17 protein-coding genes are annotated in these 18,841 nt (G+C 68.4%); 10 read left to right on the top strand and 7 right to left on the bottom strand.

The genetic code is table 11. The features are described from left to right. The first annotated feature begins 93 nt into the window (after positions 1-93). From ppsA to BLR99_RS14085, 4 genes are all read left to right on the top strand, one after another. Positions 94-2,484 (top strand): phosphoenolpyruvate synthase, encoded by a 2,391-nt coding sequence (gene ppsA, locus BLR99_RS14100; protein ID WP_011794525.1) that lies wholly within the window; start codon positions 94-96, stop codon positions 2,482-2,484. 16 nt (positions 2,485-2,500) lie between these two features. Beyond that, positions 2,501-2,893, top strand: coding sequence for a DUF4212 domain-containing protein (locus BLR99_RS14095; protein WP_011794526.1), 393 nt, complete (start codon positions 2,501-2,503; stop codon positions 2,891-2,893). Continuing rightward, on the top strand, positions 2,886-4,979 hold the full coding sequence (locus BLR99_RS14090; RefSeq protein ID WP_046060876.1) for a VC_2705 family sodium/solute symporter: 2,094 nt from the start codon (positions 2,886-2,888) through the stop codon (positions 4,977-4,979). The genes BLR99_RS14095 and BLR99_RS14090 overlap by 8 nt, the downstream gene beginning before the upstream one ends. A gap of 100 nt (positions 4,980-5,079) precedes the next feature. Continuing rightward, positions 5,080-5,577 carry a hypothetical protein gene (locus BLR99_RS14085; protein WP_041827276.1) on the top strand — a complete coding sequence of 166 codons (498 nt, stop codon included), beginning with the start codon at positions 5,080-5,082 and terminating at the stop codon, positions 5,575-5,577. A gap of 33 nt (positions 5,578-5,610) precedes the next feature. Here BLR99_RS14085 and BLR99_RS14080 read toward each other — a convergent pair whose 3' ends face one another. The 3 genes from BLR99_RS14080 to BLR99_RS14070 form a co-directional block, all read right to left on the bottom strand. Then, on the bottom strand, positions 5,611-6,696 hold the full coding sequence (locus BLR99_RS14080; protein ID WP_011794529.1) for a TIGR03118 family protein: 1,086 nt from the start codon (positions 6,694-6,696) through the stop codon (positions 5,611-5,613). Between the two features lie 132 nt (positions 6,697-6,828). Further along, on the bottom strand, positions 6,829-7,188 hold the full coding sequence (locus BLR99_RS14075; protein WP_011794530.1) for an FKBP-type peptidyl-prolyl cis-trans isomerase: 360 nt from the start codon (positions 7,186-7,188) through the stop codon (positions 6,829-6,831). A gap of 52 nt (positions 7,189-7,240) precedes the next feature. After that, positions 7,241-7,576: a winged helix-turn-helix transcriptional regulator gene (locus BLR99_RS14070; protein WP_011794531.1), complete on the bottom strand. Its 336-nt coding sequence runs from the start codon at positions 7,574-7,576 to the stop codon at positions 7,241-7,243. Between the two features lie 244 nt (positions 7,577-7,820). Here BLR99_RS14070 and BLR99_RS14065 point away from each other — a divergent pair, with 244 nt between their 5' ends. After that, a complete protein-coding gene (locus tag BLR99_RS14065) occupies positions 7,821-9,056 on the top strand; it encodes a CaiB/BaiF CoA transferase family protein (protein ID WP_011794532.1) in 1,236 nt (411 codons plus the stop codon). 28 nt (positions 9,057-9,084) lie between these two features. Here BLR99_RS14065 and yddG read toward each other — a convergent pair whose 3' ends face one another. Continuing rightward, positions 9,085-9,996 carry an aromatic amino acid DMT transporter YddG gene (gene yddG, locus BLR99_RS14060; protein WP_011794533.1) on the bottom strand — a complete coding sequence of 304 codons (912 nt, stop codon included), beginning with the start codon at positions 9,994-9,996 and terminating at the stop codon, positions 9,085-9,087. Positions 9,997-10,280: 284 nt separating this feature from the next. Here yddG and BLR99_RS14055 point away from each other — a divergent pair, with 284 nt between their 5' ends. After that, a complete protein-coding gene (locus tag BLR99_RS14055; RefSeq protein ID WP_011794534.1) occupies positions 10,281-10,721 on the top strand; it encodes a VirK family protein in 441 nt (146 codons plus the stop codon). A gap of 24 nt (positions 10,722-10,745) precedes the next feature. Here BLR99_RS14055 and BLR99_RS14050 read toward each other — a convergent pair whose 3' ends face one another. After that, a complete protein-coding gene (locus BLR99_RS14050) occupies positions 10,746-11,735 on the bottom strand; it encodes a LysR family transcriptional regulator (RefSeq protein WP_046060877.1) in 990 nt (329 codons plus the stop codon). A 150-nt stretch (positions 11,736-11,885) separates the two neighbouring features. Here BLR99_RS14050 and BLR99_RS14045 point away from each other — a divergent pair, with 150 nt between their 5' ends. The 4 genes from BLR99_RS14045 (at position 11,886) to BLR99_RS14030 (ending at position 15,896) form a co-directional block, all read left to right on the top strand. Further along, complete coding sequence (locus BLR99_RS14045; protein ID WP_011794536.1) at positions 11,886-12,824, top strand: dihydrodipicolinate synthase family protein; 939 nt, start codon at positions 11,886-11,888, stop codon at positions 12,822-12,824. 91 nt (positions 12,825-12,915) lie between these two features. Beyond that, on the top strand, positions 12,916-13,878 hold the full coding sequence (locus BLR99_RS14040; protein ID WP_011794537.1) for a Bug family tripartite tricarboxylate transporter substrate binding protein: 963 nt from the start codon (positions 12,916-12,918) through the stop codon (positions 13,876-13,878). 22 nt (positions 13,879-13,900) lie between these two features. Beyond that, positions 13,901-14,671: an SDR family NAD(P)-dependent oxidoreductase gene (locus tag BLR99_RS14035; protein ID WP_011794538.1), complete on the top strand. Its 771-nt coding sequence runs from the start codon at positions 13,901-13,903 to the stop codon at positions 14,669-14,671. 55 nt (positions 14,672-14,726) lie between these two features. Further along, a complete protein-coding gene (locus BLR99_RS14030) occupies positions 14,727-15,896 on the top strand; it encodes a mandelate racemase/muconate lactonizing enzyme family protein (protein ID WP_011794539.1) in 1,170 nt (389 codons plus the stop codon). A 209-nt stretch (positions 15,897-16,105) separates the two neighbouring features. On the opposite strand, the gene BLR99_RS14025 is transcribed toward BLR99_RS14030, so the two are convergent. Then, positions 16,106-17,938, bottom strand: coding sequence for an AAA family ATPase (locus BLR99_RS14025; RefSeq protein ID WP_011794540.1), 1,833 nt, complete (start codon positions 17,936-17,938; stop codon positions 16,106-16,108). A gap of 568 nt (positions 17,939-18,506) precedes the next feature. Then, on the bottom strand, positions 18,507-18,841 hold a 335-nt coding region (locus BLR99_RS14020), incomplete at its 5' end, for a transposase (RefSeq protein ID WP_139160164.1).

The following is an 18,841-nucleotide window of genomic DNA, read 5'->3' as shown; positions in this document are numbered from 1 at the left end:
CATGCGTGATGATGGCGCCCCCGCCGGCCCGCCCTCGCGCGCGGGCGGCCCCCTGGGGCGCGCAGACCCGGTTTCAACTTCTGGAGCTTCCCCATGTCTGCACTGTTTGAACCGACCGCCCTGGTCGTTCCGTTTGAGAACCTGAGAATGACCGACGTCGAGTCGGTGGGTGGCAAGAACGCCTCCCTCGGCGAGATGATCTCCCAGCTGCCCGACGGCGTGCGCGTGCCCACCGGCTTCGCGACCACCGCCCACGCCTTCCGCCAGTTCCTCGCCCACGACGGCCTGGCGCAGAAGATCAGCGACCGCCTCAAGACCCTCGACACCGAGGACGTGCGCGCCCTGGCCGCGGCCGGCGCCGAGATCCGCGCCATGGTCGAGGCCCAGCCCTTCCCGGCCGACCTCGAGAAGGCCATCCGCGATGCCTTCGCCACGCTGTGCGGCGGCAATGCCGAGGCCTGCTTCGCCGTGCGTTCCTCCGCCACCGCGGAAGACCTGCCCGACGCCTCATTCGCCGGCCAGCAGGAAACCTTCCTGAACGTGGTGGGCATCGAGGATGTGCTGCACAAGATGAAGGAGGTGTTCGCCTCCCTCTACAACGACCGCGCCATCAGCTACCGCGTGCACAAGGGCTTCGCGCACGACGTGGTGGCCCTTTCTGCAGGCGTGCAGCGCATGGTGCGCTCCGACAAGGGCGCCGCGGGCGTGATGTTCACGATCGACACCGAATCCGGCTTCGACCAGGTGGTGTTCATCACCTCCAGCTACGGCCTGGGCGAGACGGTGGTGCAGGGCGCCGTGAACCCCGACGAGTTCTACGTGCACAAGCCCATGCTGGCCGCCGGCAACCGGGCCGTGATCCGCCGCAACCTCGGCAGCAAGCTCATCCAGATGGTGTTCGCCTCGCCCGAGGAGAAGAAGGCCAGCGGCAAGCTCGTGAAGACCACCGACGTGCCCACCGAGCAGCGCAACCGCTACTCCCTGACGGACGCCGAGGTGGAACAGCTGGCGCGCTACGCCCTGCTCATCGAGAAGCACTACGGCCGCCCGATGGACATCGAGTGGGGCAAGGACGGCACCGACGGCCAGCTCTACATCCTGCAGGCCCGCCCCGAGACGGTGAAGAGCCAGCAGCAGGGCCAGGCCGAGCAGAAGTTCAAGCTCAAGGGCACGGGCACGGTGCTGGCCGAGGGCCGCGCCATCGGCCAGAAGATCGGCACGGGCCCGGTCCGCCTCGTGAGCGACATCGCCGAGATGGACAAGGTGCAGCCCGGCGACGTGCTGGTCACCGACATGACCGACCCCAACTGGGAGCCCGTGATGAAGCGCGCCAGCGCCATCGTCACCAACCGCGGCGGCCGCACCTGCCACGCGGCCATCATCGCGCGCGAACTCGGCATTCCGGCCGTGGTCGGCTGCGGCGACGCCACCAGCCTGCTCAAGGACGGCACGCTGGTGACGGTGAGCTGCGCCGAGGGCGATACCGGCCGCATCTACGACGGCCTGCTGGAAACCGAGGTGACCGAGGTGCAGCGCGGCGAGATGCCCAAGATCTCCACCAAGATCATGATGAACGTGGGCAATCCCCAGCTGGCCTTCGACTTCTGCCAGTTGCCCAACGAGGGCGTGGGCCTGGCGCGGCTGGAGTTCATCATCAACAACAACATCGGCGTGCACCCCAAGGCCATCCTGGACTACCCCGCCGTCGATGCCGACCTGAAGAAGGCCGTGGAATCGGTGGCGCGCGGCCATGCCAGCCCCCGTGCCTTCTACGTGGACAAGGTGGCCGAGGGCGTGGCGACCATCGCCGCGGCCTTCTGGCCCAAGCCCGTCATCGTGCGCCTGTCGGACTTCAAGTCCAACGAATACCGCAAGCTCATCGGCGGCAGCCGCTACGAGCCCGAGGAAGAGAACCCGATGCTGGGCTTCCGCGGCGCGGCGCGCTACATCAGCCAGGACTTCGGCGAGGCCTTCGCGATGGAATGCGAAGCCCTGAAGCGCGTGCGCAACGACATGGGCCTGACCAACGTGCAGGTGATGGTGCCCTTCGTGCGCACGCTGGGCCAGGCCGACCGCGTGACGAAGCTGCTGGCCGAGCACGGCCTCAAGCGCGGCGAGAACGAACTCAAGCTCATCATGATGTGCGAGGTGCCGTCGAATGCCGTGCTGGCCGACGAGTTCCTGCAATTCTTCGACGGTTTCTCGGTGGGCTCCAACGACCTGACCCAGCTCACCCTGGGCCTGGACCGCGACTCCGGCCTGGAACTGCTGGCCGCCGACTTCGACGAGCGCGACCCGGCCGTGCAGGCGCTGCTCTCGCGCGCCATCGAGGCCTGCAAACGCCAGGGCAAATACGTGGGCATCTGCGGCCAGGGCCCCAGCGACCACCCGGACTTCGCGCTGTGGCTGGCGGAGCAGGGCATCTCGTCGATCTCGCTCAACCCCGACAGCGTGATCGCCACCTGGCAGAAACTCGCTGGCTGACGGCCCGCGCCGGACCATGCCCGCGCCGCCGCCACCCCCTGCGCCGCGGGCCGCGGACGGCCGCGAGCGCGCGGCCCCCGACCCCTACGGCGAAGGCGGAGGGGCCGCTCCGCCGTTCGCCCCCGACCTGCACGACGCGCGCCACCTCTGGCTGAAGGCGGCGCTGCTGCTGGCCTGGGCGGCGGTGTCCTTCGGCGCCTGCTATTTCGTGCGGGACCTGACCTGGCGGGTGGGCGACTGGCCGCTGGGCTACTGGATCGCCTCGCAGGGCGCGGTGCTGGCCTTCATCGCCATCGTCGTGGCCTATTGCGTGGCGATGGACCGCTTCGAGCGCGCGGATGCCCGCGCGGCGACGGCCATGTCGCCCGAAGACCCGCCCGCAGGCGGCGCGCCGCACTCCCATGGCTGACGGGCGCCCTGGCGGCTCCGGCGCTGCGGGGAGCGGGCGGCTGCACCGCCTGCTCGCCCTCTACACGGTGGGCGTGCTGGCCTTTCTCCTGCTCATGGCCTGGGCCGAGCAACGGGGCATGTCGCGGCAGTGGATCGGGCCGATCTTCCTGTTCCTCTCGGTGATGGTCTATGCGGCCATCGGCGTCTATGGCCGCACCACCGACCCGGAGGAATACTACGTCGCGGGCCGGCGCATCCCGCCGTTCTACAACGGCATGGCGGCGGCGGCCGACTGGATGAGCGCGGCCTCCTTCATCAGCCTCTCGGGCGCGCTCTACCTGCAGGGCTTCTCGGGCGGGCCGGGACAGGCCGGCGGGCTGGCCTACCTGCTGGGCTGGACGGGGGGCTTCTGCCTCGTCGCGCTGCTCATCGCGCCGCATCTGCGCGCGATGAACCTCTACACGATTCCCGAATTCTTCCAGGTGCGCTTCGGCGGGCGCTGGCCGCGCGTGATCGCGGCGCTGGCGGCGATGCTGTGCTCGTTCACCTACGTGGTGGCGCAGATCTACGGCGTGGGCCTCATCGCCTCGCGGCTCACGGGCGTGCAGTTCGAGATCGGCATCATGCTGGGCCTGGGCGGCGTGCTCCTGTGCTCCTTCCTGGGCGGCATGCGCGCCATCACCTGGACGCAGGTGGCGCAGTACGTGGTCATCCTGCTGGCCTTCCTGATTCCCGTGTCGTGGCTGGCGTACAAGCAGTTGGGCAATCCGCTCGCGGCTGCGGTCTACGGCGGGCAGATCGGCAAGATCGCCGCGCTGGAGGCGCAACTGATGCAGTCGCCCGCCGAGCGCGAGGTGGTCGCCGCGCACGAGCGCCGCGCACGCGAACTGCAGGAGTACCTGCGCGACGTGCCCGCGGCGCTGGAGCGCGAACGCGAGGCGGCGCGCGAGCGCGTGCACCGGCTGCGCGACGCGCATGCCGACGTCGCCCTCGTGGTGGCCGCCAGCCGCGAACTGGCCCTGCTGCCGCGCGACGCGGAGGCCGCGCGCGAACTCTGGATGCGCGAGATGCGCGAGAGCCAGGAACGCGCCCGCCCGCTCGGCGGCCTGCCGCCCCACGGCCTGGCCTACGCGGGCGACCCCGAAGGCACGCCCGCGGAGCGCGAGGCCTACGAGGCATCGCGCCGCAACTTCCTGGCGCTGATGTTCTGCCTCATGGTCGGCACCGCCGGGCTGCCGCACCTGCTCACGCGCTACTACACGGTTCCGACGCCGTCGGCCGCGCGCGCCTCGGTCGCGTGGTCGCTGTTCTTCATCGCGCTGCTCTACCTGAGCGCGCCGGCCCTCGCCGTGCTGGCCAAGTTCGAGGTCATGCAGAACCTGGTGGGCAGCCGCTTCGATGCGCTCCCGGGCTGGATCGGACAGTGGTCGCGGGTCGATCCGTCGCTGCTGTCCGTGCAGGACGTCAACGGCGACGGCATCGTGCAGTTCGGCGAGATCCGGCTGGGTGCCGACCTCATCATGCTGGCCACGCCGGAGCTGGGCGGGCTGCCCTACGTGATCTCCGGGCTGGTGGCCGCGGGCGGGCTGGCGGCGGCCCTCTCCACCGCCGACGGGCTGCTGCTCACCATCAGCAACGCCCTGGTGCGCGATCTCTACCTGCACGGCAGCGGCCGCGGCCGGCCGGTGTCGCCCGAGCACCGCGTGATTCTCACCAAGTTCGCGCTGCTGGCCGTGGCGCTGTGCGCCGCCTTCGTCGCCGCGCTCAAGCGCTCGGAGATCCTGCCCATGGTGTCGGCGTCGTTCTCCATCGCGGCTTCGGCCTTCGTTCCCACCATGGTGCTCGGCATCTTCTGGCGGGGTGCCACGCGCCAGGGCGCCGTGGCGGGCATGCTGTGCGGCCTGGGCACGGCGCTCTACTACCTCGCCGCCCCCTCCGGGGTCGTGCGGGCCGTGGTGCCGGCCTGCCTGCTGCCGGACGGCCTGTGGTTCGGCATCGACCCCGTCTCCGCGGGCGTGTTCGGCGTGCCCGCGGGCCTGGCCGCGGCCTGGCTGGCGAGCCTCGCGACGCGGCCTGCCCGCGCGCCGGATCGGCCGCCCGGTTGACGGAACGCGCCCCGTATGGAGAAACCCGGATTCACAAACCCGGGGGCGCGTGCGACTCTGCACCGCACTTCGCCACTCGCGGCCGCGTGCCGGATCCACCGTGCTTCTCGTCAAAACCCCCGCCGGCCAGTTGGCTCTCAAGGACCGCCATGGCGGCCTCACGCCGCGCCAGCGTTCCGCGTTCATCCTCTTCGACGGCCGCCGCACCGTGGGGCAGGTGCTGGCCGCCACGGCGGCCATGGGCATCACCATGGACGACGTGCAGGCCATGATCGACCAGGGCCTGCTGGAAAGCCCGGACGGGCGGCCCCTAGTGCGCCCGCAGGCCGCGCCGGCGGCCGGGGGCGAGCGGTCCGCCGCCGAGCCGGGTGAGGTGCCGGTCCCGGCCCCGGCCGCCATGGCGATGGCAGACCGCTACCAGGGCGCTTACCGGGTGGCCACCGAGCTCACTTCCGGCGCCGGCCTGCGGGGCTTCCGCCTGAACCTGGCGGTGGAGGGGGCGCGCAACGTCGAGGAACTCGCCGCGCTGGCCCCGAAGATCCGCGAGCTGGTCGGCGAGGAAAAGTACCGCCGGCTGCAGGACGCGCTGTTCGGCTGAAGGCCGGCGTCCCGCCCGGCGGTTTCCCCCAGGTCAGTTCTGCAGGTCCACCCGGCCGTAGGCGCCGTTGGCGCCCTGGTTCGGCCCGGCGATGTAGAACAGCGTGTTGAGCGGCTGCTGGTTCAGCCCGTTGCCGAACGCGATGCCGCGCAGGCCGTCCACGCGCAGCACGGTGCCGTCGCGCTGGGCGAGCACGCCCTTCGAGAGGCCGGTGGCCAGGTCGAACGCGCCGATGGTGCCGTCGCCCTCGTTGGCGATCAGCAGACGGCCGGAGGCGCCGCCGAAGTCCGCGGGCGCCAGGGCCACGCCCCAGGGCGCATTCAGGGGGGCGCCGGGCGGCAGCAGGCGCTGGGCCAGCGTGCCGTCGGCATTGAACACGTTCACCGCGCCCGTGGCGTCGCCGTGCACGGCGTTGCGGCGGCTGGCGTCCTGGCGCGCATAGGTCACCACGATGCGTGAGCCGATGGCCTGGATGCCGTAGGGAGCGTAGTCGGCAGGCAGTTGCGTGTCGGAGAAGTCACCGGCCAGGCGGACCTTGCGGAAGCTGCCGTCGAACACGTCCACCTTGCGGTTGCGGAAGTCGGTGGCGTAGAGGAAGTTGGCATTGCCGCTGGCGGCGATGGCCAGGCCCTTGTACACCGCGCCGCCCGCGCCGTCGCTGTAGGTGACGATGGCATTGTTCAGGTCCGCGGCGGGACTCCAGCCGGCGATGCTGCCGTCCTCGCTCGAGAAGATGAAACGGCTCGGACCGGTCACGCCGTCCTTGGTGACCTGGAAGTCGCTGCCGCCGCTGAATACGATGCCGGTCGGGTTGGCCGGCGCGCTGCCCGCGGGGGGGACCGTGACCACCAGCGACTGCGGTACGCCGTTGCCGTCGTAGAGCGTGGATTTCTGGGTGGCGGTGGCCGTCACCCACACGAAGCCCTGCGGGTTGAAGGCGATGCCCCAGCCGTTCTTGAGGTTGGGGTCCGTCTGCGTGGAGGGCACGCTGCCGTCGGACACCACGGTGCGCGCCGTGAACGCGGTGGCGAGGGGGGCCGGGTCGCTGCCGCCTCCGCAGGCGGCCAGGAAGAGGGCGGCTGCGGGCGCCAGGCCCAGCAGGTAACGGGAAAGTTTCACGAAAAGACTCCACGGGTTGGCAGGACGTTCTGCGCGTGGTGGGTGCCCGTGGCCGGCGCAAAGGTTGCCGTGCTGCGGAATGCACGGCATGGCGGCCGGGGGCCGGCGCGAAGCCGGCCCGGGAAAAGGTGCTCAGCGGCCGACGCCGAGCAGTTCCACGTCGAACTTCAGCGTGGCGTTCGGCGGGATCACGCCCCCCGCGCCGCGCGCGCCGTAGCCCAGGGCGGCGGGGATGATGAGCGTGCGCTGGCCGCCGATCTTCATGCCCTGCACGCCTTCGTCCCAGCCCTTGATCACCATGCCGGCGCCGAGGTGGAACTCGAACGGGGCATTGCGGTCGCGGCTGGAATCGAACTTCGCGCCCTGCTGGCCGTCGTTGTAGAGCCAGCCGGTGTAGTGCACGCGCACCGGCTGGCCGCTGGTGGCCTCGGCGCCTTCGCCGACGGTGGTGTCTTCGTACTGCAGTCCGGACGGGGTGGTGGTGAATGCCATGGGTGAAAAACTCCTGGGTGGTGGGTAAAGGGAAAGAGCCTCGGGCCGCCGTTCAGCTCCGGGGAGCGGGGGGCGTGCCGGCGGCCCTGGCGGCGCGGGCGGCGACCCAGCGGGTGGCGAAGGCCTGCACGTCGCTCAGACGCTTGAGCAGGTCCACGCCCGAGGGCGTGACCGTATAGCCGTCGCTGCCGTGGTCCAGCAGGCCGGCCTCGCGCAGTTCCTTGATGCGCGTGTTGAGGGTATTGGGCGTGATGCCGCCGACGCTGTCCTGCAGCAGCCGGAACGTCTGCGGATGGCCGTCGCGCAGGGCCCAGAGCACGCGCAGCGCATAACGGCATTCGAGCTTCTCGAAAAGCTGGTTGATGGCGGCGTTTTCCTTGGAACTCATGGCGGGTTCTCCTTGGCGCGGGGGCGCGGCCGACGGGACGACGGATGGGCAGCCGGGCGCCGGGGAAATATAGCGTGGAAATTCGTTTGCTACAAGTTTAATAGCTCAAAGTTCATGTCTGGCAGGCGCCCCGCCCAAATAACTCAGGTGTTACCGGCCTGTTGCATTCCCGCCGTGGAATCTCCCCCACGGCAGGCCCGGCGGGGGCGGCGGTGCCGCGTGCCCGTGGGACACTTGCGGTCCCATGACGTTTTCTTCCGCATCCCCGTCCCCGTCCCCGTCCTCTTCCCCGCAACGCCCCCTGCCGCTGTCCGGCCTGCGCGTGGTGGAGTTCACCCACATGGTCATGGGGCCGACCTGCGGCATGGTGCTGGCCGACCTCGGCGCCGAGGTCATCAAGGTCGAACCCGTGGACGGCGACCGCACGCGCCACCTGCTGGGCGCGGGCGCGGGCTTCTTCCCCATGTTCAACCGCAACAAGAAGAGCATCGCCATCGACCTGCGCAGTCCCGGGGGCCTGGAGGTGGCGATCCGCCTCGCGTCCTCCGCCGACGTGGTGGCGCAGAACTTCAAGCCCGGCGTCATGGCCAAGTACGGCCTGGACTACGGCGCGCTCTCGCGCCTGAACGAAGGGCTGGTGTACGTGAACCACGCCGGCTTCCTGCCGGGGCCCTACGAGCACCGCACGGCGCTCGACGAGGTGGTGCAGATGATGGGCGGCCTCGCCTACATGACCGGCCGTCCCGGTGACCCGCTGCGCGCCGGCGCCAGCGTGAACGACATCATGGGCGGCATGTTCGGCGCCATCGGGGCCATGGCGGCGCTGATGCAGCGCGCGCACACCGGGCGCGGGCAGGAGGTGGATTCCGCGCTGTTCGAGAACAACGTGTTCCTGGTGGGCCAGCACATGATGCAGTACGCCGTGACCGGGCAGCCGGCAGCGCCCATGCCGGACCGCATCTCTTCCTGGGCCGTGTACGACGTGTTCGGCGTGAAGGACGGCGGGCAGATCTTCCTGGCGGCGGTGAGCGACGCGCAGTGGCAGACCTTCTGCGATGCCATGGGCTACGCCGATCTGAAAGCCGACCCGGCCCTGGCCACCAACAACGACCGCGTGCGGGCCCGGGGCACGTTGTTGCCGGAGCTGCGGCGGCGCCTCGCGCAGCACACGGCCGACGCGCTCGCCGCCATCTTCGAGCGCCACGGCCTGCCGTTCGCGCCCATCCTGCGGCCCGAACAGCTCTTCGACGATCCCCACCTGAACGCCACCGGCGGCCTGGCCGAAGTCACGCTGCCCGACGGCGATCGCGCCGGCGAGCGAGCGCGCGTCACCCTCCTGCCGCTGCGCATGGACGGCGGACGCCTGCCCGTGCGCGCCGATCCGCCGCGCCTGGGCGAACACACGCGCGAACTGCTCGAAAGCCTGGGATACGCCCCGGACGCCATCGACGCGCTGCGCGAGGCCCGCGCCGTGGCCTGACCAGCCGCCGGCCTGCCGCAGGGGGACGTCAGCAGGCCCCGGAGCGGGGCGCCTGCGGCCGGGCCCGCGTCGCGAGCCAGCACAGCACCGCGCCGCCGCACACCATGCAGGCCCCCGCCCAGAAAGCGGCCGACAGCGGCACGCGCAGCAGCAGCGCGGCCAGCGCCGCCGACAGCACCGGCGTGAAGTACGACGCCCCGGCCAGCACCGTGACGTTGCCGTGCAGGATGCCGACGTTCCACGCCGCGTAGCCGAAACCCATCGCCGCCGCCGCGAACGCCAGCTGCACCGCCGTGGGCACGCTCCAGCGCATCGCGGGCGCGCCGCCGGCCAGGTACTGGACCCACAGCACCAGCGCGGTGAGCAGGAAGAACAGCGTGATCCCGTTCGTGCCGCGGGCCAGGCGCGCCGTCACCGTGCAGTACGCGGCCCAGACCACGGCCCCGGTGAAGGCCAGGCCGTAGCTCAGCGGGTTGTCCTGGATGTTGGCGGCCATGCCGGGCAGGCTCACGCCGTTGCCGCCGCCCAGCACCGTGCAGATGCCCGCCAGCGAAATGGCCAGCCCAGGCGCCACCAGCCAGCTGGCGCGCTGGCCGTTGAAGGCGATGGCGGCCAGCATGGTGAAGGTCGGCCACAGGTAGTTCACCATGCCCACCTCGATCGCCTGCTGGCGGCTGCGCGCATGGCCGATGGACAGCGACAGGCACAGCTCATAGCCCACGAACAGCACGCTGCCCCACGCCAGGTAGCGGCGCGGGAACGCGCGCAGCGGCGTGAAACCCACCGTCGCCCACAGCAGGGCGGCGGCGGCGCCGTAGATCATCGCCGCGCCGCCCACGGCGCCCAGGCCCTCGCTCACGCCGCGGATCAGCCCCACGATCGAGGCCCACAGAACGATGGCGACCAGCCCGATGCCGGTGGCGCGGTGTCTTTTTTCCATCACCGGATTATCGAAGCGGCCCGGCTGGCATCCCGCTGAAAGCTAATGCAGTGGATGAAGTTCATCAATGCCGTGCCGTCCGGCGGGGCCGCCCGGCCGGCGCCGATCGGCGTGCAGGCCTTGCGGGGCAAGGGTTTCCCCTTGCTGGTGGTGCTTCGCTACCGCCGTCGGGCCCGCGCACGCCGCCGTGGCCACCGTCCGGGGCAGGGGTGTCACGGACGCGACGGCTGCCTACCATGGGCACGCTTTTGCTTCCAACCTCCTGCATCGAAAGGTTCGCACCCATGGTCCGACTGCTGCCCTACCGCACCTACTGCCTGCTGCTCGCGCCCTCCCTCTGGATGGCAGCCGCCCATGCCGGCGATGTCCTGCCCACCCATGCCGCCATCCAGCAGGCGCTGGACCAGGGCGGGAACGTCTCCGTCGCCATCGATCTCTCGCAATGCGTGCCCCAGGGCGCGGCGGCGCCCTCGCAGACGCGCGGCGGCCTGCGCATCGGCGCCTACCGCATCGTGCAGGACGGCACCGTCTCCTTCAGCGACTCGCACTTCACCGTGGCGGGCGACGGCCAGCCCATCGTCCAGTTCATGCGCTACCAGGTGCGCCCCGACCAGTCCGTGGACTTCTCCACCTGGATGTTCAACCTGCCGGGCTACGACCTGCGCACGCCGTCCGTGGCCTACCGCTGCACCATCGGCCAGGGCACGCGCTTCCACAAGGACTGACCGCCCGCCGCCAGGCGGCGCGTGTCAGGGCAGGGCGCCGCCTGCGGCCTGCCCGGCCTGCCCGCCCGCGGCGAGGCGCCAGAGCGTCTCCGCCGCGTCCGACATCTCCGTGCGCTGCCGGTACAGCCGGATCTCCACCGGCACGTCCCAGCCGGCCGGCCCGGCGGCCACCAGCGCGCCTGATTGCAGTTCCTCCGCGATCAGGCTGCGCGGCAGCCAGGCCATGCCGCGGCCTTCGAGCGCCATCGCCTTGAGCAGCGCCGCATGGTGGGCGGTAAACACCACCTCCACCTCGCCCGGCATGCCGGCCACGCCCCCCGCGTCGAACACCCCCTTGCGCAGCGCGCGCATGATGCGCCCCAGGCCCGAGGCATCGCTGTACGCCAGCACCGGCAGCGGCGGCCGCGCGCCGCCCTGCGATTCCGGGCCCGGTATCGCATGCAGCGGCGTGCCGTCCCCCTGCGGCGCCGACACGGGCTGCAGCACGTCGTCCGCCAGGCGCGCCGCCGGGTAGCCCGCCTCGTCCAGCCGTCCCGGCACGGCCGCATGGCCGTGGCACAGCACGAACTGCACGCGCCGCTGCATGGCCAGGTCCTCGCAGGCCTGGTAGCTGTCGGAAATCGTCTGGATCGGCCCCAGCCGCAGCTGCGACTCCAGGCCCCCTAGCCATCGCGGGAAGAAGGTGAGCGAGAGCACGTGCGTCGCCGCGAAGCGCAGGCTGGCCGCCGCCTGGGCCTGCGCCGCGCAGGCCTTGATCCGCGCCGCCTCCAGCCGCGCAAGCACGTCTTCCAGCAGGGGCTGGAAGCGCTGCCCCGCCGCCGTGAGGGTGGCCGGGTGCGCGCTGCGGTCGAACAGCTCGGCGCCCACCCAGTCCTCCAGCGCGCGGATGTGGCGGCTGAATGCCGGCTGCGCGATGGCGCGGGCCTCGGCCGCGCGCGAGAAATTGCCGCTCTCGGCGAGGGCGAGGAAATCCTCCAGCCACTCCAGATCCAGCGGTCGGTTGCCGGGGCCCATGCGTCTCCTGGCGCGTGGCGGCACGCGCGGATAGTTGTATGCGATTCGGGTATTGGACGGCCGCGGGCGGGGCGGGAATCATCCGCTGCGCTCCCCTTCTTTCCAACGATCCAACGACGGGACCATCCCGGAACCACGGAGACAGCCCACATGCCTTCCATCGCGAATTATCGCGGCATCATCCCCGCCATTTCGTGCCCCTTCACGCCGGACCACCGCATCGACGAGCCCGCCCTGCGCAAGCTCGCCTCCTGGCTCGCCGGCCACGACGGCGTGGTCGCCATCATGACCAACGGCCACACGGGCGAGGTGTTCTCGCTCACGCCCGCCGAGCGCGCCGAGGTCACCCGCATCGTGGCGGACGAACTCAAGGGCCGCTGCCCCGTCATCTCGTCCATCGTCTGCGAGGGCCTGAAGGACGCCGCCGACCATGCCCGCGCCGCCGTCGCGGCCGGCGCCGTCGCGCTCGACGTGATGCCCCCGCACCACTGGCTGCGCTTCGGCTTCACCTCCGGCCATGCCCTGCAGTACTTCGAGGCCATCCACCAGGCCGCCCCGGAAGCCGACCTCGTCTGCCACGTCTATCCCGCCTGGACGCGCGCCTCCTACTCGTCGCAACTGCTCGCCGACCTCGCGAAGCTGCCCTACCTGCAGGCCTTCAAGGTGGGCCAGCGCGACATGAACAAATACGCCCGTGACATCCAGGCGATCCGCGAGGCCGATGCCTCCAAGGCCATCCTCACCTGCCACGACGAATACCTGCTCGCCTCCATGGTGCAGGGCGTCGATGGCGCGCTGGTCGGCTTCGCCACCTTCATTCCCCAGCTCATCATCGACCTGTGGAACGCCGTCAAGGCGGGCGACCTCAAGAAGGCCATGGAAGTGCAGGCCGTCATCACCCCGCTCAAGGACGCCGTCTATGGCGGCGGCGAACCCACGGGCGAGGCCCATGCCCGCATGAAGGGCGGCATGTACCTGGCCGGCGTGATCGACGACGCCACCGTGCGCCCGCCCACCGAAGCGCCGAGCGCCAAGGAAATGGACGCGCTGCGCGCCGCCGTGAAGCAGGCCGGCCTGCTCCAGCGCTGAACAACAGCAGCTCCAGCACAAGGGCAGCGGATGAAAAGTCCGTTGTTCTACCGGTGGCCTCACAAGAAACAACGACAGGAGACAAGACACCATGCAACGCAAGCACTTCCTCCGCGCCGCCCTGGCCGCCGCCGCCCTCGCGGCGGCGGCCGGCGCCATGGCGCAGACCTACCCCAACAAGCCCGTGCGGATGGTGATTCCCTTCCCGCCGGGCGGTACGCTCGACGCTGTCGGCCGCATGCTCGCGCAGAAGCTCGGCGAGCAGACGGGCCAGTCCTTCGTCGTGGACAACAAGCCCGGCGGCAGCGGCGTGATCGGCGGCGACATCGTCGCCAAGGCCCCGGCGGACGGCTACACCCTGCTGTTCAGCGCCTCCACGCACACCACGGCGCCGATGACGCTCAAGTCCGTGCCCTACAACGTCACGCAGGATTTCATCCCCGTGGCCCTGGTCGCCAAGGCGCCGCTCTCGGTCGCGATCAACAAGGACCTGCCCATCACCGACATCAAGAGCCTGCTCGCCTACGCCCAGGCGCGCCCCGGCAAGATGACCTTCGCCGTCGGCTCCATCGGCTCGGCCGGCCATCTCTCCACCGAGCTGCTCAAGCGCGCCGGCAGGATCGACTACCTGGTCGTGCCGTACAAGGGCACGGCGCCGGCCTTCCAGGACCTGATCGGCGGGCAGATCGACGGCTTCATCGACCCCATCCTCGGCTCGCTCCAGTACCACAAGAGCGGCATGCTGCGCGTGGTGGCCGTCACCTCGGCCCAGCGCGTGCCCAGCCTGCCGGACGTGCCCACCGTGGCCGAAACCATCCCCGGCTACGAGTTCTACAGCTGGTACGGCCTCTGGGCTCCGGCCAGGACCCCGCCCGCGCTCGTGCAGCGCCTCAACGCCGAGGTCAACAAGGCCCTGGCCGAGATCGGCCCCAAGCTCAAGGAGCAGGGCCTGATCGTCACGCCCGGCAGCGCGGAAGATTTCGCCAGGTTCCAGCGCGAGGACATGGAGCGCTCCCAGAAGATCGTGACCGAGGGCCGCATCCGTGCCGAGTGACGCGCTTCCAGCGGCCCGCCCCGTGCCCCATGCCGTCGTCACCGGCAGCAGCAGCGGCATCGGCCGCGCCATCGCCGAATCGCTGCTCGCCACCGGCTGGCGCGTGACGGGGCTCGACATCGCGCCGCCCGCCATCGCGCACCCGGCCTTCGCGCACCTGCCCGTGGACCTGGCCGACGGCGAGGCCATCGCCCGCGCCGCGGCGGGGTTGCTGGAGGCGGATCCGCGCGAAATCGTGGCGCCGAACACATCGGGCCACGCCAGCTCCCAGCCGCCGAATTCCCCGCCCGCGCCCCAGGCCCCCGATGCCTTGGTGCACGCTGCAGGCGTGTTGCGCGTCGGCCCGCTCGGCCAGCTGGACCATGCCGGCGGCGCACTCATGTGGCGCCTGCACGTCGATGCGGCCACGCGCCTTGCTGATGCCCTCGTGCCCGCCATGGCCGCACGCGGGCGGGGCCGCGTCGTCTTCATCGGCAGCCGCGTGGCCCAGGGCATGCCCGGGCGCGGCCAGTACGCCGCCACCAAGGCCGCGCTCATCGCGCTCGCGCGCAGCTGGGCGGCCGAAGTGGCGGGGCAGGGCGTCACCGTCAACGTCGTCTCGCCCGCCGCCACCGCCACCGGCATGCTCGCCGACCCGGCCCGCGCCGGCAGCGCGCCGCGCCTGCCGCCCATCGGCCGCCTCATCGACCCCGCGGAAATCGCCGCGCTCACGGGCTACCTGCTCTCGCCCGCGGCCGCCGCCATCACCGGGCAGGACATCGCCATCTGCGGCGGCTCCTCGCTCGCCCGCTGAACCGCTCCCTTCATCCATCCCGTTTCATCTCACACGGCCCGCGCCTTTGACCACCATGCGAATCGTCAACATCCTCGAATCCACGCGCCCCATCAAGTCCGACATCCGCAACGCCTACATCGACTTCTCGAAGATGACGCTCAGCCTCGTGGCCGTCGTCACCGACGTCATCCGCGATGGCCAACCCGTGATCGGCTACGGTTTCAACTCCAATGGCCGCTACGGCCAGGGCGCGCTCATGCGCGACCGCTTCATCCCGCGCGTGCTGGAGGCCGACCCCGCCTCCCTGGTCGATGACACCGGCGACAACTTGTGCCCCCACAAGGTCTGGGCGCGCATGATGACCAACGAAAAACCTGGCGGCCATGGCGAGCGCTCCGTCGCCGTCGGCACCATCGACATGGCCGTGTGGGACGCCGTGGCGAAAATAGCCAACAAGCCCCTCTACCAGTTGCTCGCCGAGCGCTACGGCAACGGCACGCCCGCCAACCCGCGTGTGTTCGTGTACGCGGCCGGCGGCTACTACTACCCCGGCAAGGGCCTGGACGGCTTGAAGCAAGAGATGGAGAGCTACCTCGCGCGCGGCTACTCCGTCGTCAAGATGAAGATCGGCGGCGCGTCGCTCGCCGACGACTGCGAGCGCATCGAATCTGTCCTGAAAATCCTCGGCCCCGGCCAGCAGCTCGCCGTGGACGCCAACGGCCGCTTCGACCTGCAAACCGCCATCGACTATGGCAAGGCGCTCTCGCAATACCCCCTGTTCTGGTACGAAGAGGCCGGCGATCCGCTCGACTACGAACTGCAGGCCAAGCTCGGCGAGGTGTACCAGGGCCCCATGGCCACGGGCGAAAACCTGTTCTCCATGCAGGACGCCCGCAACCTCATCCGCCACGGTGGCATGCGCCCCGACCGCGACTGGCTGCAGTTCGACTGCGCCCTCAGCTACGGCCTCGTCGAATACCTGCGCACGCTCGACATGCTGAAAGACAACGGCTGGTCCCCCAGCCGCTGCATCCCCCACGGCGGCCACCAGATGTCATTGGCCATCGCCGCCGGCCTGGGCCTGGGCGGCAACGAGAGCTACCCGGACCTGTTCCAGCCGTATGGCGGGTTCCCGGACGGGGTGAAGGTGGAGAACGGGTATGTGACGCTGCCGGCGTTGCCGGGGATTGGGTTTGAGGGGAAGTCGGACTTGATTGCGGAGATGCGGGCGTTGGCGAGTTGATGGAGGAAGGTGCTGGCGCTCGGCACGTGGTGTGTTGTTGCCCTTGGTTCCAAGTCGGTGCTGACACGCGGTTGACGCGTATAAATGACTGCTGACGCGTTCGAGCTGCCGCCGACCGAAGAAGGCAAGCCCTGAAGGGCGATCTGTCAGTGCAGGAGGAACCTCGCCTCATCGCCCGGCGGTCAAGTGGTCGGTGAACCGAGGACGTTTTAATCTTCGACAGCTGCTATCTCTACAGCCGCCCTTGGATCGGAGCGCGGCATTCCAAAAAAGCGTGCCAACCGATCTATGATCGGCTCGAACTGGGCGAAGTCCTTCACGTCTCCGCGAGCGCAGATGTGTTCACAGAAGGCTACCTTGCGCAGGGCTATGGTCGTGGTGATGACTTTGTCATCGCCGCCTCTCTCGATTTTCTTCGTCTCGAAGAATTCTTCTTCGAAGACGTGCGGCGGCAGAAGATTCTCAATGCCTCCCTTTCGAACTGTGTTGGCTTCGTTGCGAGGCAGCCGCATGACTAAGAAATTGGTTTGCGTGTAGTCTTCACCTGGTTGATCGCAGTCGTAGACGAGCGCCAACGGCACCGCAACCAAATTCGGATTGCACTTGAACAGCCGCACGGCGTTGTCCAATGCGCCGGCCCCGCCGTTCTTGGCCGTGCCACCCTCCTTGGATCCAATCCAGTCGAAGTCGACATTGGCTGCAAAGTCGTCAAAGCCCAATAGTTCCGCAGCTCGCTGTAGATACTTTGGATCTGTTTCCCCTTCGCAGATTACCGAAGGACGCTTGCCGGCAACAGCGGCTTCCCGCATCAACAACTCAAAGGCCTTCGTCTCGGTGAAGTAGTCGAAGCTGCGCTGAAACTCTCCGAACCTCTCTGGGCTGATGGTGAGGCCGGACGGCAGTTCGACCAAACTGTAGCCAGCAGGGCCGTAGACACGCTCCATCCCGAGCGCAAACAGGGGGGCATGAGAAGTCGCGACGAACTGCACGCGAGGAAAAAGCTTCATCAATGCTGGTAGTACCTCAGTCTGAAGCTCCGAATGCAAGTGGGCGTCGACCTCATCGATCACAGAGATCCCCGCGATCTCTTCAAGGCGTATCCCCGGCCGCCCCATGTCTGAATAGCGGATGATGTTAAGAAAGATCGCGGCCAATGCAGCTTGGCCAGTCGAGAGGGAATCAAGGCTTCTCAGAACGGTACTGCCAGTGAGGTCCCGCAAAAACAGCTTCGACGCACCAGCTCCCCGACCATCGCGCGTCACGAAAACCTGCTGACGAAGGATGGTGCTAAAGACAGTGTTGATTGCGGTGAGAGTGCCTTGGTTGGCCCTCGCCATAAGGTCTGCGATTCGTCCCGAGTTGGGCTGAGACACCATGGTAAGCACCATAGACGCGTCAACCGCTTGGTCGAGAATGACATCCGCGATCCACGGCTTCAAAAGAGCGAACGATGTCTGAAGTACGACGGGCTTCGCCAGTTCGCCGTTTACACGATGCGCGAAACGCACATCCTCGGACTGCTCCATGCGCAGACTCTGCCACCACGCATCTTCGTTTCGATTGACGGGAAAGAAGCTGTAGGAATCCGAGATAAAGATGTTTTTAAGCTGAGCGCTGTCGCCAATTACTTCCTTTGCTGGTTCAACATTCCATACATCAAACGCTGCGATCGTCTCCAGCTTATTGATGACTGTTTCAGGCACAGGACCAGTCTGAGCGCGGTACGAAAAAGAGCTCTCAGCATGCTTGAATGTCGCGACTGAGACTTCAAAAGAACGATTCAAGCTGGTCGTCGAGCCCCCGAGAAGGCGATAGAACAAGCGCCTCCCCATCTTGTTATTGGGAAGTATGTCGTTGAATCCGGCAGCCACCTGCAGTTCAAGGATGGCGTCCGCAATTGTCGACAGCACGTTTGTCTTGCCAGCCCCGTTCAGGCCTACCAAGATTAGCGGCTTAGGCAAACCATCGGCGGTAAACTGCGGCTGCAGGTCAAGCTCTTGGGTCGGCCCGCTGTTGTAGATCATGAGGTGTTTCAGGTGCATGGCGTTCTCACACGTTAAATGGCCGCAAGAAATCGATGTGGACGTCCCTTTGCTAGCCTAGTGACCCGTCCGTTCCATCGAGCCACATTGCACGGCAATTCCTAGCCTATCCAGGAGCTGGCATTCTACGCCGACGGGTGAGCGAGTGTTTAATCCTCGCTCAGTGCATACAGTTGGCTTCAACGAACATCTGGGGTATAGCCGGGTAGGTTTTTGCGATAATTTCTGATTAGTTCGACCACACGTTGTACTGAAACTAGATAGTCCTGTGCTGATTCCGGGGTAGGAATAACCTTGGCATGTGCGACTTGATTGCGCAGTTGTCGGAGGTCTTGCACAAGATTCCTTGTCTCGATCGGCAATACCTCGGAGTCCATGATCTCGCGATAGAGCTTAGCCTCACTCAGTAGGGGATCCCCGTTGATACCAGTTTGTCGAGCTAGTTTATGTAGTTCGCCATCAAGCGTTGACCACCCTTCAATGATGGTGGCAGTTGGCTCAGATCTTGCAGTGAGGAGCTTTGAAGCAGTGTCTTCAAGCGAACTCTCATCCTCGATCTTAGAGCGTGTTATGAACTTCCCGCCGCAGCCAGCACCCGTGCGGCTGCAGGCAACATGAGCACGGCAAAGACCAGGAAATGCAGCCCGCCGAGCACTTCGGGTAGGCGCTCGTAGTCCCGCGTGAGTCTGCGGAATCTCGCCAGCCACCCGAAGCTGCGCTCTACCACCCAGCGCCGGGGCAGCAGCACGAAGCCCTTTTTCGCTTCGGGCAGCTTCACGATCTGCAGATCGATGCCGTTGTCCCTTGCAGCCTCTGCTGCCACCTCGCCCGTATAGCCCTGGTCCGCCCAGCCCAGCTTCACCGAGTGGCCCGTGGCCTGCTGTACGTCTCCGCACAGACGCT

Origin of the sequence: Paracidovorax citrulli (assembly GCF_900100305.1) — a bacterium.
GTDB classification, from domain to species: Bacteria; Pseudomonadota; Gammaproteobacteria; order Burkholderiales; family Burkholderiaceae_C; genus Paracidovorax; species Paracidovorax citrulli.
The sequence above is the reverse complement of the archived record's forward strand: the minus strand, read 5'-3'. Positions and strand labels throughout refer to the sequence as shown.

Excerpts from the sequence above, each read along its gene's own strand:
- ppsA (WP_011794525.1), top strand. The coding sequence starts at position 94 with ATGTCTGCACTGTTTGAACCGACCGCCCTGGTCGTTCCGTTTGAGAAC.
- BLR99_RS14040 (WP_011794537.1), top strand. The coding sequence starts at position 12,916 with ATGCAACGCAAGCACTTCCTCCGCGCCGCCCTGGCCGCCGCCGCCCTC.
- yddG (WP_011794533.1), bottom strand. The coding sequence starts at position 9,996 with ATGGAAAAAAGACACCGCGCCACCGGCATCGGGCTGGTCGCCATCGTT.
- BLR99_RS14050 (WP_046060877.1), bottom strand. The coding sequence starts at position 11,735 with ATGGGCCCCGGCAACCGACCGCTGGATCTGGAGTGGCTGGAGGATTTC.
- BLR99_RS14095 (WP_011794526.1), top strand. The coding sequence starts at position 2,501 with ATGCCCGCGCCGCCGCCACCCCCTGCGCCGCGGGCCGCGGACGGCCGC.
- BLR99_RS14070 (WP_011794531.1), bottom strand. The coding sequence starts at position 7,576 with ATGAGTTCCAAGGAAAACGCCGCCATCAACCAGCTTTTCGAGAAGCTC.
- BLR99_RS14025 (WP_011794540.1), bottom strand. The coding sequence starts at position 17,938 with ATGCACCTGAAACACCTCATGATCTACAACAGCGGGCCGACCCAAGAG.
- BLR99_RS14045 (WP_011794536.1), top strand. The coding sequence starts at position 11,886 with ATGCCTTCCATCGCGAATTATCGCGGCATCATCCCCGCCATTTCGTGC.
- BLR99_RS14065 (WP_011794532.1), top strand. The coding sequence starts at position 7,821 with ATGACGTTTTCTTCCGCATCCCCGTCCCCGTCCCCGTCCTCTTCCCCG.
- BLR99_RS14055 (WP_011794534.1), top strand. The coding sequence starts at position 10,281 with ATGGTCCGACTGCTGCCCTACCGCACCTACTGCCTGCTGCTCGCGCCC.
- BLR99_RS14075 (WP_011794530.1), bottom strand. The coding sequence starts at position 7,188 with ATGGCATTCACCACCACCCCGTCCGGACTGCAGTACGAAGACACCACC.
- BLR99_RS14030 (WP_011794539.1), top strand. The coding sequence starts at position 14,727 with ATGCGAATCGTCAACATCCTCGAATCCACGCGCCCCATCAAGTCCGAC.
- BLR99_RS14090 (WP_046060876.1), top strand. The coding sequence starts at position 2,886 with ATGGCTGACGGGCGCCCTGGCGGCTCCGGCGCTGCGGGGAGCGGGCGG.